Origin of the sequence: Heyndrickxia ginsengihumi (assembly GCF_011008565.1) — a bacterium.
Classification (GTDB): Bacteria; Bacillota; Bacilli; order Bacillales; family Bacillaceae_C; genus Weizmannia; species Weizmannia ginsengihumi.
In genome coordinates, this window is record NZ_JAAIWK010000015.1 from 15,380 (window position 1) to 28,478 (window position 13,099).

Annotated in this window: 11 protein-coding genes and 2 riboswitches; of the genes, 7 read left to right on the forward strand and 4 right to left on the reverse strand. The window is 34.3% G+C overall.

What is annotated here, in order from left to right; all coding sequences use genetic code 11:
• Nucleotides 1-80 precede the first annotated feature (80 nt).
• Nucleotides 81-515 carry an Rrf2 family transcriptional regulator gene (locus G4D61_RS10155; protein ID WP_035355406.1) on the reverse strand — a complete coding sequence of 145 codons (435 nt, stop codon included), beginning with the start codon at nt 513-515 and terminating at the stop codon, nt 81-83.
• A 214-nt stretch (nt 516-729) separates the two neighbouring features.
• Here G4D61_RS10155 and G4D61_RS10160 point away from each other — a divergent pair, with 214 nt between their 5' ends.
• The 3 genes from G4D61_RS10160 to G4D61_RS10170 all read left to right on the forward strand — a co-directional run bounded on the left by G4D61_RS10160 (nt 730) and on the right by G4D61_RS10170 (nt 4,076).
• The gene (locus G4D61_RS10160) at nt 730-1,602 is read left to right on the forward strand and encodes an SDR family oxidoreductase (protein WP_025728168.1); all 873 of its coding nucleotides are present in this window, start codon (nt 730-732) and stop codon (nt 1,600-1,602) included.
• Nucleotides 1,603-2,044: 442 nt separating this feature from the next.
• Nucleotides 2,045-2,755 (forward strand): class I SAM-dependent methyltransferase, encoded by a 711-nt coding sequence (locus tag G4D61_RS10165; RefSeq protein ID WP_035355443.1) that lies wholly within the window; start codon nt 2,045-2,047, stop codon nt 2,753-2,755.
• A 745-nt stretch (nt 2,756-3,500) separates the two neighbouring features.
• Nucleotides 3,501-4,076: a DUF6944 family repetitive protein gene (locus tag G4D61_RS10170; RefSeq protein ID WP_025728172.1), complete on the forward strand. Its 576-nt coding sequence runs from the start codon at nt 3,501-3,503 to the stop codon at nt 4,074-4,076.
• A 600-nt stretch (nt 4,077-4,676) separates the two neighbouring features.
• On the opposite strand, the gene G4D61_RS10175 is transcribed toward G4D61_RS10170, so the two are convergent.
• From G4D61_RS10175 to G4D61_RS10185, 3 genes are all read right to left on the reverse strand, one after another.
• The gene (locus G4D61_RS10175; protein ID WP_025728174.1) at nt 4,677-4,991 is read right to left on the reverse strand and encodes a hypothetical protein; all 315 of its coding nucleotides are present in this window, start codon (nt 4,989-4,991) and stop codon (nt 4,677-4,679) included.
• Between the two features lie 498 nt (nt 4,992-5,489).
• Entirely contained in the window at nt 5,490-6,008 is a 519-nt protein-coding gene (locus G4D61_RS10180; protein WP_025728178.1) for a hypothetical protein, read from the reverse strand.
• Nucleotides 6,009-6,963: 955 nt separating this feature from the next.
• Nucleotides 6,964-7,602, reverse strand: coding sequence for a YcnI family copper-binding membrane protein (locus G4D61_RS10185; RefSeq protein ID WP_025728182.1), 639 nt, complete (start codon nt 7,600-7,602; stop codon nt 6,964-6,966).
• 362 nt (nt 7,603-7,964) lie between these two features.
• Here G4D61_RS10185 and G4D61_RS10190 point away from each other — a divergent pair, with 362 nt between their 5' ends.
• The 4 genes from G4D61_RS10190 (at nt 7,965) to G4D61_RS10205 (ending at nt 13,088) form a co-directional block, all read left to right on the forward strand.
• A complete protein-coding gene (locus G4D61_RS10190; RefSeq protein ID WP_025728184.1) occupies nt 7,965-8,426 on the forward strand; it encodes a hypothetical protein in 462 nt (153 codons plus the stop codon).
• A 189-nt stretch (nt 8,427-8,615) separates the two neighbouring features.
• Complete coding sequence (locus G4D61_RS10195) at nt 8,616-9,098, forward strand: hypothetical protein (RefSeq protein WP_025728186.1); 483 nt, start codon at nt 8,616-8,618, stop codon at nt 9,096-9,098.
• Nucleotides 9,099-9,941: 843 nt separating this feature from the next.
• Nucleotides 9,942-10,044, forward strand: a riboswitch (SAM riboswitch).
• An 81-nt stretch (nt 10,045-10,125) separates the two neighbouring features.
• Nucleotides 10,126-10,326, forward strand: coding sequence for a Fur-regulated basic protein FbpA (locus tag G4D61_RS10200; protein ID WP_025728187.1), 201 nt, complete (start codon nt 10,126-10,128; stop codon nt 10,324-10,326).
• A gap of 429 nt (nt 10,327-10,755) precedes the next feature.
• A riboswitch (SAM riboswitch) is annotated at nt 10,756-10,856 on the forward strand.
• A 408-nt stretch (nt 10,857-11,264) separates the two neighbouring features.
• Nucleotides 11,265-13,088 carry an assimilatory sulfite reductase (NADPH) flavoprotein subunit gene (locus tag G4D61_RS10205; RefSeq protein ID WP_035355394.1) on the forward strand — a complete coding sequence of 608 codons (1,824 nt, stop codon included), beginning with the start codon at nt 11,265-11,267 and terminating at the stop codon, nt 13,086-13,088.
• Nucleotides 13,089-13,099: the final 11 nt, after the last annotated feature.

Consider the following 13,099-nt stretch of genomic DNA (forward strand, 5'->3'; position numbering starts at 1 on the left):
CCGAATATTGCGTTCCAACCCCGTTCGGGAAATATAGTTATTTAGCTAACCACTTTTGAGTTTTATCCCAGGCTCTTTTATTATTTTACATTCTCTTTTTCCATAATATCATTCACAATATCTTCAATCGTTACATTTTTCAACACTTTTTCCAAAGCTAATTGGGCAGTTGACAGCACTGGAATAATCGCATTTTGAATGTTCCTGCCTACAGGACATTTTGGATTTGGACTTTCGTGGATACTAAACAACTCATTGTCTTGCACTACATTAACAGCTTTATATACATCTAACAGTGTAATATCAGATAGTTTTTTAGCAAGCTTTGTTCCTGCAATACCGGGATGTACTTCAACTAATCCAGCCTTCTTTAACATCCCAATAATTTTTCTAATCAGGGCAGGATTTGTGTTTACACTTTCCGCTAAAAACTCAGATGAGTTAACACCGTCTTTATTAAATTCAATAAGTGTTAATATATGAATTCCTACAGCAAATCTGCTACTGATGGACAAAAAAATCACCTTCCCAGCATTCCTAACAACAGCATTTTTAAATGTAATTATATTGGTTACAATTCTTATTATACTTAAAACGAAAGGATGTAATCAATAATAGTAATGAAATGATTGACATTTGTACTGATTGTAACTAAAATGATTACATGTAATCATTTTAGTTACAACACAAACTTGCCGATAACAAAAAATATAATGGAGGGTTTAGACAATGAAAATATTAGTTACGGGAGCCACAGGTAAATTAGGAACTAAAGTTGTAGAAACGTTATTAAAGACTGTCCCTGCAAGTCAAATAGCTGTCAGTGTCCGCAATCCGGAGAAAGCTGAAAGTCTTCGGTCTCAAGGCGTAGAAGTTCGATATGGAGATTTTGATAAACCGCAATCATTGGACACTGCTTTTAAAGGGATTGACCGCCTTTTAATGATATCAGCTGATGGCGATAATGAAACAAGAATTCGTCAGCATGCGGATGCAGTTGCTGCTGCAAAACGTGCCGACGTTAAATTTATAGCATATACAAGCATAACGAACGCAAAGGAGAGTAAAAACTTCCTTGCTCCAACGCATCAAGCAACAGAAGAAGCCATTTTGAAAACAGGCATCCCATACTCATTCTTACGCAATAACTGGTACTTAGAGAATGAAATTTCAAGTATTCAAGCTGTAATGTCAGGAGCGCCTTGGGTGACATCAGCAGGTAATGGTAAGGTAGGGTGGGCGTTACAACAAGATTATGCAGCAGCTGCAGCAGCAGTCCTATCTGGTGATGGACATGAAAATACGATTTACGAGCTTTCTGGAGAACCATTGACACAAGAAGAAATTGCCGCTGCTTTAAGTACTGTATTAGGAAAGGAAGTATCTGTACAGCAGGTGGATGATACTGCCTATGCAAATATCATGAAAGGTGCTGGTGTCCCAGACTTCCTTATCCCGATGCTTGTTGGTATTCAAAAAGGAATTCGAGAAGGTACATTGGAAATTGAAAGCAATGATTTTGAAAAACTTTTAGGCCGTCCCGCAACACCAATTAAGGAAGGGCTGGAACAAATCGTGAAAGAAATATCAAAAAATAATTAAATGACCTTTAAACCGGCCTCAAATAGCAAAGAGGTCGGTTTTTTATGTAAGCATCCTTGATAGATCAGTTGGTGAGTATGGTATTTTTGGGGAAACCCCAAATCAATATACTTATCCGTGATGCTCCAATGACTGTAAAGATTTAGCTCTAGAAGATGATAGTAACTGAATGCAATCAGTTCATAAAAAGCTCAGCATGCTGAAGCGGAAAACATCACCAAAGTTTATAAATGCAGGAAGAAAACCCGTAAGTAAGTTTCATTCAATTGAAGAAATAATGCGAGACTCATGGGGGCTAGCGAAATTGCTGAGGCCCAACAGGTGAATAGCGAGTATCCTCAATCGGAAAAGACAGTAATGAATAATGTAAATACAAAAGTGGGCATTACCACTATAGAACCACTCCTATCTTTAGTACATAGAATAAAAAAATAAAGGAGGGATGATATCCTTGAGTGATTTAACTTATATAGATTATTTAGCAAAATTTGGAGTAGGTTGTGCCCACCCTGGCGGCTTCATCTTAACGCAGGATATATTAGCTAAGGAGAATATAAAACAAGATTCAAAGATTTTAGATGTAGGATGCGGAACGGGAAGGACAGCAGCCTATTTGTATGAGCAATTTAAAACGAATGTTGTTGGCCTAGAAATCCATCCCATTATGCTCGAAAAGGCGGAAAAAAGATTTTTATCACAACAGCTACCTATTCAGTTAGTTGCCGGATCTGTAGAAAATATTCCGTTTGAGCGCAATATGTATGATTTTGTCTTATCTGAGTCTGTTTTAGCATTTGTTAACAAACCATCTGCACTGGCGGAAATCTATCGGGTTTTGAAACCAGGCGGGAAATTAATCGCGAACGAAATGACAATAGAAAGCAAGTTAAGTGAGGAGGAGCAAACGAAAATAAAGCAGTTTTATAACGTAGACTCCTTACTAGAAGAAGAGGATTGGGAGCATTTATTAAATACTGCAGGTTTTTGCAATATAGAAATTTATAAGGGAACGCATGACGGTTACGCAGTACCGGAATACAACCTTTCACCGAATCTTGAGTTGGAATTGTTTAATATTCTAAGCCAGCATGGACATTTTCTTAGTCTTTACCAAGATATATTGACTTATCGTCTGATTACATGTACGAAATAAGTTTAAAGTATTTAATGAGTTTGCTCTAAGAGCTCTATATAGAATAATAATGTACTCAACAATCATGAATACGTGAAGAAATTGTCACTTACCTTTGCAATATACAGTTCAGTTCCTTGTTGTAAAGGTAAGTTTAACGACAGACTGAAACGGGTAGAAAGGATATCATCCTTTTATGTACATCGTTAAATGTGTAATAGTGGGGGAATCAGTTGAGAAGTAAAGAAAGTTTAGCTCCCCCATCCGTTTATCCTATACTTGAATGCTGGTGATTAAGTACAGCAATTTATTAGTGCAGTATGGACAAGCTAGCCATTTAGACAATAGAGAAAATAAAAAAGTTCCTTCATTTGAATACATATTTCTGGATTTTGAAATAACATTTTTTCTGTTTTTCTTTTCTGCATTGAATATTATAGTGGGCTTAGAAGATTTCTATGAGATGAATCTACCTAGCCTTGAAAGATATGAAATTTGGCTATTGAGAAAGTGTTTTTCCGATACGAACTCAATATTGATAGTCTAGGAGTAAACGGAAACATTCCTTTTACTAGATATTTATACTAAACAAACTCGCTTTATTCAAGGACTCAAAATGAAAAGAAAATATTATGTTCATTTGAACGTAATTTGAAGGCCTATGAATAGTTATTCGTATATTTGATATTAAATAGACGTATCAATAAACCAATCATGTCTATTTTAGAATAGGATAAATTAATATAATTGATTGGTAGATGAAAAAATGGACAATCATACAAAAGATATTTTTGGATCATTCATACAAGCAGTTGGTACAATTGAATCCGCAATTGGAAGTACACCTATAGAAGCGCTGAGTAAAAGACTATTGAACAATCTAACAGTAAAGGGAAATGTATTACAAGCCGTTGGTTGCGGATTATCAGCTGATGCTCAGGAAACTATCTCGTTTGAAAAAATCGGAGACGAAGTTCAATCAATAGGTAATGTGACGGTTATAATAGGTTTGCTTTTAAAATTAAAAAATCAACAAAATAAAAAATTAGTGATTACAGGAAATGGATTACAAGCATTAGGAGCACTTATTTCATTAACAGATGAATTTAACGATCGTACTCAAAGTGGAAGAAACTATAATATTATCGGTAATGCGTTACAATCAATAGGTAATTCCATGCAAGCGGTAAGTGGGATTTATGATTTGCAAGAAAATAAAGGTGAAGATGCCGAAATTCTCGATATTCTTGGTAGTTGGATTCAAGCGGTAGGCTCTATTTTTTCCTTAGTTGGCCAAGTATTAGAGGAGCGTGATGAGGCTGAAAAACACCAACCTGAATAAGCTTTGATCTTCAAAGTCCGCTGTTTCTTTAGGAATGCGCGCTTATCCAATTTTAAAATATTTTTGTGGCAACAAGATAAAAATGTGTAATATACGATGCTATGTTGTGGGTGAAAACAAGCATTGCAGTTCTTTATATTACGAATAACTGCAATGCTATTACCATATTCAGAAAAAGCTGGTGATCTAGGAAAAAACACCATTAAAAGATATAGCTGCTAAATAAATGATAATACACTTAAGGATAAAGAACTTTTAATAGTGCTTATTTATTGCTTGTTTTTAACCATTGTCAAATTCGGTTGCTATTAAGCGTTCGCCTGTTATTCCTGCAGATTGGTCCGAGGCTAGAAAAATAATTGGGTTTTGCCATGATTTTTGGTTTTAGAAGTTGGGAATTCCCTTCTAGTTCTTTTCTTACTTTATCAGGTATCATTCCAGTTACTGTGGCTTCTCCAGAAAGAAGCATGTTTACGGTTTTTAAGGTTATTTAAAACGTATAATACATTCATCCAAGGTTTAATCTACATGGTTTTATCAATACGTTGTATAGTTCCCTGTTACTACAAACTGCTTTGTATATTTTCATGTCTAATATTTTTACTGCTTTATTTCATTAATTTGCTCCTGTATTTTTTCTAACTCATTTAAGGGCAAATTTTTTAGAGCTTTTTTAATTTCTTCCTCGATTTGTTTTCTGTTTTTTTCTCGATATTGATCCCACCAATCTCGTAGCCCCTCAGTATTATCGAAAAGATATTCAATATCTATTTCTTCAATTTCGTCGTTTGATAAATATTTCAATACTTCTGCTAATAGCCGATTCACTTTATGAAGTTCATCTTCTTTCATGATTTCGTTGGATGAAAGATCGTTTGTTTCAGGCTCGTCCGTTGCTATATTTTTTCTCGACATTATTTGCCCTCCTATTCGTTATATGTATAGTATCGGATTTAATCATAGTTTTTAGGAATTTTTAGGAATACATAAATAAATGAATATACATAGTATATGGATGAAACTTCTGTTAAGAAACAATAGTGACAAAGGTGAAAAAACACTGTTTTTTAAAGTTTTTACAAAGAGCTGTTTTCGTAAACTTAAAAAGTTGACTTTTACTCCAAGGATGTTCGCTTTCCGCAGACGGAAGCTGAGTATCCTCGGTGCTTGCACTGAACGGAGGCTACTGAAAAAGTCTAAGAATGATGTAAAAAGGATTTCCTTAAAAAATCTATCCCCCACTATTGCTAGTGATGGTGGTAAACATGATGTTATTCTCCACTTCATAGGTGAAAAATAGTGTATTTTTGGTTGTTGCTTTTTTAACCATTCATATTTTTTTCTTAAAAAGAACTTTTTCAGTGCCCTCGCTGTACGTCTGCGGGGTTACAGCTATCCCGCTTTTTTCTCGCATTATTTTTTTATAATTGGGATTTGAACGTTATTCTTCAAGTTGTTCATGCAGCAATTAAATATAAGGATATTTAAAGTTAGGACTAAGGTATAAATAGGTAAAGAATATGAAAGCTTCCATCCAAAGTAATGATAGACGTGAAATTGACTAGCTATAAACTCTGTTCCGATAGCAATTAATGACCAAGCAGCTACGTATAAAACAAGAAGGACATTTTTAAATTTAAAATAATCATAAATATAGATATAAAGATAGCCAAAAGGTGGGTATATGCCATCCATAATTACATCAAATAAATCAAGCTTGTTAGAATCTGTTAAGTAATAAAGATGAAAGTGATCGATTGCAATTGTATAATCCAAAATTCTAGGTATTGCAATACTGTATAAAATGATCACAGCGGTTATAACTGTTGGAAATCGTTTTGGTAATATGTTATACATGATGATTCCTAAAAATATAACAGTTATAATGAACCATTCATCTTGATCAAAATGCTCTGGCATTTTTAAAATCATCTACTCATGTTCCTTTCATTAACTGTTTTCTATACCAAATCCAAAAAGTATAAGTCAATAAAACACAACATGACCATTCAGTGAAGGAGTAAATAACATTCCAGTTATGATTATGTAAAATTCCAAGCCATATAAAAAGAAAGTCAATCGCAATTAGTACAATAACAGTTAATAATAAATGGAATGTAATCATTAAATTAGAGGAATGTTTCAAAATCAAATCAAATGACCATGTGATAACTAACGGACTTAAGCATAGTCTTTTAAAAACGAGAGCCCAAAATAGCGATATATTGTTAGAAACGGTTATGTATTGTAAATTAACAATAATAATGGATGAACTCGTATAAGAGAGAATCCAAACTAGCATCCAAATCGAAAGGATTTCAAGGAGACTTAGTCTCTTTGGTATCACAATGAATGTTAAACAAAGGATAATTTAGACAAATAAAAAGAAAGATAAGATCATGATCTTGTTCCACCTTATCGAGTTGGTAATATTAAACTTTAAATGTCAGTATTACCTAAAGTCGTGAATTTATGAAATAATAAAAATAAGATGATGTATGTTTGATGTTTACTTCAGGGACCCGATTTCAGCTAGTAATTGAAGCAATCATTGCGGATTCTTTTCACTTAAGAATAATATGAAACAAATAGATGTGATCGAAGGGGAGTGATTGAGTTTTTACGGATACAGATGAGGCTTGATTTTAAACAGAGGCTAGGACAAAACTAAAAAGTGGTTAGCTAAAGACGGAGATTGCACAAATCAGCTCCGAAAATATACGTAGACTCCTGTGGGAGGATCGCCAGCCGCCCGCGGAAAGCGAAGTAAATTTCCGGAGCGGGGGTCAACGCAATATTTGTGGTTTCTTTCGTTAATATACTTTTGTCTTAGCCTGTTTATCAACAATAAAATGGGAGTGTCTATTAGATAGGCACATATTTTTTATTATTTTCTTGTAATAAACGAAACAAACAATGACAATATTGAAAGAATAACAGCGATAATCGCTAAAGTAAGTGTGATGTTCTTTGAACTAGTGTCATTCATATTGCTATGATCGCTTGAAGTTTGATGTTGATCATGAGCAGTCACGGTGTTTAAAGTCGTTGCAGATGTCGTAATTTTTGTAATTGAGTGTGGTGTGTCTGATTTTTCATTGCCTGTCCATTCTACAATTGACCCATCTTTGTAATACTGATAAGCATCCCAAGCAGCTGAACCTTGTTTGTCTGGATTTGCTGCGACAAAACTAAATTGTTGAAATTGATCTACACCGATTCCTTTTCCAGTAGCCGTCCAAGTAATGTTTTTCACCTTACCTGATGAGTCCTTTGCAAGTTTTACATTCCAGCCTTGAACAGGTTGATAAGACTCTAGTTGAACACCATCAGGCATTTTAAGTGTTATTTTTACAGTAGGCACCTTCTTCTCCGTAGGAACTTTCATTGTGTAAGTTTCCCATGCCCCTGGTGCCGATGTATTAGGTGTTACAACAACATGTGCACTTGCAGTAGCTGAATAAATAAAAAACATCAATGTTAATGTTAATAGTACCGAGGCCCATTTTTTAAATAATGTTTTCATTATAAAATCTCCTTAATTATGATTAATCTTAATTCTTTACATTGCTTATAGCAGGTCAATAATATTTTAAAACATTTCATTGTTTGTCAAATAATTCAAGAATTATACATATTTTTGGAAAAATAATTACCTTAACTAAATTTATGTGAAAAGTTTGCTTAAAACACACTTGTTAACGCAACCTAATATAAGTGTGATAAAAAGAGCTTACTCTAATGACCGTTAGTTTAAGAATAATATACGTTGAAAATAATGATAAAAAGGAAGAAGTGGACAAGCGCTAAAAAATCAAAGTTTGGTTTTCATGATTACTGAATAAAATGTTAAACAGATGGAAATTGTGGATACAAAGGAGAATACATATGATCGGTCTTTTATTGTCGATTTTCATCTTTAATTTAATTGCTTTTACTACGAATAAACGTTTAACAGTTAATCAAATCCTGCACATTTGGTGTTTTACCACTGCTTTTCAGATGGCTAGCGATGTTTCTCTTGAATTTAAATATTATGGATATTGGTACTTCACTAAAAAAATTGAGTGGAGCAGCTATTTAGCTCATACAGTATTAATCCCGCCTGTAAATATTATGTTTCTTAATTGGTTTCCATTTGGTAAAAAAAGAGTGAAGCAAATCCTTTATATTTTATTCTGGACTTTAGGTTGTCTGCTTTATGAATTGTTAACGCTTTTACCTGAACCATATGGATACTTTCACTATGGCTGGTGGAACATATGGCATTCGGCAATTGAGGACCCAATTCTTTTAGTTATTTTATTAGTATTTTACAAGCTGATCTGCAACATTGAGAAAAAAAAATAAATCCAAATGGAAATGAAGAGACGAGTCCATAAGCAATGGGCTCTTTTTTGAAGGAGATTTAAATAAGAGCACTGGAATAAAACGATATCATTCAATTTAGCTGATGAAATGAGTATGAATAGGGAATTTCTGATAGAATTGAATAAAAATTTAAAAAGATGGAAATTGTGAATACAAAGGAGAATGCACATGATTGTACTTTTGTTATCAATTTTCATCTTTAACTGGATTGCCTTTACAATGAATAAACGTTTAACAACAAATCAGACTGTACATATTTGGTGTTTTACAAACGCCTTTCAGATGACTTTCGATCTTTTTGTTGAATTTAAGTATTATGGATATTGGTATTTTACTAAAAAAATTGAGTGGCTTGGTCAACTACCACACTTATTAATTGTTCCACCTGTCAATATTATATTTTTAAACTGGTACCCATTTAGAAAAAAGCTTAGAAAAAGAATACTTTATATTTTGCTTTGGAGTATTGGATTAATATGTTATGAATTAACGGTGCTGCTTCCAGAACCTTTTGGCTATTTTCATTATGGCTGGTGGAAAATATGGTATACGGTTATTTTGGATCCTATTCTTTTAGTCATTTTAGTATTATTTTACAAGTGGATATGTAAAATCGAATCGAATCTTCGTCAATCGGATGGGCCTGAATAATGAAAGGGATTGCATAAAATAGGGTGATGAGTTCTGATGGAATATTTTGAAAATTTAATTTCCAGTATGGACAAGTGAGCGGGTGTAAAAAAGCTTTCGTAAACTACATATAATATGTTGACTTCTTTGTTCAGAGAGAGGTCCTTTTTTTCGTTCTCTAGTATCGATAAAGCTTTAGTAAATACCATTGAAATAAAATAAGTAGCCTACAAAAGTAATCCAGGAACAATAATGATCAAATTATTAAGGGGTATCGGTTTTAAAGTTTAATTTACAATCTACACAATGAATGGCATAGGAGTCAAGCAGTTAAGGATAGCTGTATATAATTAGTTTTTCTTTTTGAAGTGGTGCTTTTCAAAGTAGATGAATAAGTTGTAAATAATGATAAGAACGATAAATGCAATGACATTAACAAAAAAGGTAATAACCATAAGTAAAAAGAAAAACCCTCCTAGTTATAGATATAGGCAAAGAAAGCAGTAAATGTGAACTAAACGCTATGATTACAGTAAAATTTTTTCAAATATAGAGGAATTTTATATGCGTGATGGAAATATTCTTACTTTATTAGATAAACAAAAGCATTTTTACTTATGGAAGAGGAGATTTCGAAATGAAAAGAAGTCGATGTAGGAGCAGTTAAAATTGTTCATTTCGAAGGCCATAATGCTTATGGAGGAGAGAGCATCCCCAGCGCCACGAACAAATGATCATTTGTTCGTTTTCTATAATTCCTGACCAGCAATCTGTGTAACCTAAAAAACTATCTAGCACTATAAATTAAATTATCCTTAGTTGACAAATAGGGATTATATGATTTATGATAAATGATAATAAAATAACTTATCCAGAGAGGTGGAGGGATTTGGCCCTATGAAACCTCAGCAACCGATCGATCGACACGGTGCTAATTCCAATAAGCGTATGGCTTTGAAGATAAGTTGAGGATATTGCTCATTTGAAAACCTCTTCTTATCTGATGAAGGTTTTTTTTATTAACTTTTTTCAAAGGAGAGTGGAACAAATGGGTAAATTACATCAAGCAGTAGAAAATAGACGTAACGAACTTATAAATAAGTTAATTGCTTTTGATATTTACAAAAAAGAAGGAAAACATTTATTTGAATTGACCCTTTCGGAATTAGAAGCTGAATATAAAGCGCTTCAATCTAATTTCCATCCCCATTGTGAAGTCGAATCAATCCATTGGATCAACAAAAATTAACGCGATAAAATGCACGAATAAAGCAAGACTATTTGCTTGAGGGATCATGTCTTACAGAAGTAAATACAATAGAGAAAAGCAAAAGAAATAAATTGACGATGAATGATTTGCACCCTAAAGAAAGATATTCAGAGCTCTCTTTTAGGGTGCTTATTCAATCCGAGAAGGAATTTTACTGCATTTTAATAGTGTTTAATTGAAGTGGAAGGTGTGAAACTGCTGCGGGAAGAGCGGCTAGGTGCGGATCCGTAAGCGTATAACAAGCGTCTACAAGGAAAAGATTGGAATGCATGCAAAACCATATCCTTCATTAAAAGGGATGAAAAAGCTCGGGTACTATGTGGAAAATGTCAAATTTTTATTGACGAATATGTTTTTTTAAATGTATAATTATTTCCAACGATTTCAAAATATTTTATTTTCTATACATTCTTATCATGAGAGGTGGAGGGAAAGGCCCTTTGAAGCCTCGGCAACAGGTTTCTAAACACTGTGCCAATTCCTGCAGACAATAGTCTGAAAGATAAGAAGATTTGATGGAGTATTCATAATCAACTCTTCTTATCTTTCATGTGATAAGAAGAGTTTTTTGATGTTTACAAGCATTTGGGCTATTCGCACTAAAGTTTAAAACTGAATTCTTGACGATTGGACAAGAAAAAGTCAAAAACAAGATACATATGCAATTTGCATTATGGTGTTAGAAGAGAGCAATAGCTGTTTAAAAATGAGAAAATACAGATTTTATCAATAATAATAAACAGGTAAATTTCTTGTTTAATATGAGATTCAAAGTTTCATTGCGAAATATCCAAGTATGCATCTCTGCTTATTTGGATTTACTTAAGGAGGTGCATGTATATTAGGTAAGGTCTTTTTGATCTGAACAACATCTATAAGCAATGATCATAACAGAGATTCTAGTGAGGTGAGGAACTTTGCATTTAACTGTAAAAAATAGTCCTTTTAGTGAAGAACAAGTCGAAAACTTGAATCGCTTACTATTAACATTAACAGATAAACAAAAAATTTGGCTGAGTGGATATTTGGCATATCCATTGACTGCGGATTCTTCAAATGAGAAGAGCACAGCACCGAATGCTTCATCCTCTCTGCAAACTGCAGTGAGAGAAGTGACAGTTCTCTTTGGATCCGAAACTGGCAATGCGCAATCACTTACGGAAACGATTGTTCAAAAGTTAGAAGAGAATCAATTCAAGGTTACTTCTTCTTCACTTGATGATTTTAAACAGAAAGATTTGAAAAAAGTCCAAGACTTGCTCATTGTGACAAGCACACATGGAGAAGGAGATCCTCCAGATAATGCTTTATCATTTTTTGAATTTTTGCATAGCAGAAAAGCGCCGAAATTAGAGGACGTCCGTTTTTCCGTGCTTGCGTTAGGTGATCAATCGTACGAGTTTTTCTGTAAAACCGGGCGCGACATTGATAAACGTCTAGAAGAGCTAGGCGGTACTCGCTTCTATCCGCGTGTTGACTGTGATGTGGATTTTGAAGAACCGGCTGCTGAGTGGATTGAAGGGGTTCTAGGTAAATTAAAGGAAGCAAGAGAGTCACAAGTTTCGGCTGTTACAGTTTCTATAGCAAATCAGCTGTCGACAAGTGAAAAATCTACTTATTCAAAATCAAATCCTTTTCAAGCAGAAATATTGGAGAATATTAATTTAAACTGGCGCGGATCAAATAAGGAAACTCGCCACCTTGAATTGTCATTAGAAGGAGCAGGATTTACATTTGAACCTGGAGACAGTCTAGGTATTCTCCCAGAAAATGACCCGCAATTAGTTGATCAGCTTATCAAACAGCTAAAATGGAATGCTGAAGAGGAAGTTCCTATTAATAAGCAAGGAGAATCACGCTCACTACGTGAAGCATTGTTATCCCATTTTGAAATTTCAAAATTAACAAAGCCGTTGCTTAAACAGGCAGGAGAGATTTTCGGGAATAGCGAACTAATAAAAATGTTAGAGCCAGAGAGAGAAGAGACGTTAAAATCCTATTTAGTTGGCAGAGACTTGCTTGATTTAGTAAGAGATTTTCCACCGCGGGAAATTCCAGCAATTGAATTTGTAAGGATTCTCCGCAAAATGCCTGTTCGCCTCTATTCTATTGCAAGCAGTTATAAGGCAAATCCTGATGAGGTACATCTTACGATTGGTTCAGTTCGTTATAGTGCACATGGCAGAACACGCAGGGGAGTTTGCTCTGGACAAATTGCAGAACGAGTGAATCTAGGTGATCGTTTGTCCGTTTATATCCACCGAAACCCGAACTTTAAACTTCCTACTGACAAAGATGCTCCGATCATTATGATTGGACCTGGTACAGGAGTGGCCCCTTTTCGTTCCTTTTTAGAAGAAAGAGAATCAGAAGGAATTACCGGAAATTCGTGGCTATTTTTTGGCGATCAGCACTTTTCTACAGATTTCCTATATCAGCTTGACTGGCAAAGATGGCTGAAAACAGGGGTATTGTCGAAAATGGATGTTGCCTTTTCTCGTGATACAGCTAAAAAGGTGTACGTCCAGCATCGAATGCTTGAGAAAAGCAAGGACTTTTATTCATGGCTTGAAAATGGAGCACATGTATATGTATGCGGTGATGAGAAAAACATGGCTCATGATGTTCATCAAACACTGATCCAAATTCTTGAAAAAGAAGGAAGCATGAGCCGTGAGAACGCAGAAGAATATTTAACGCAAATGCGCAAGCAAAAGCGTTATCAACGCGATGTTTATTAATGAAAACGCGG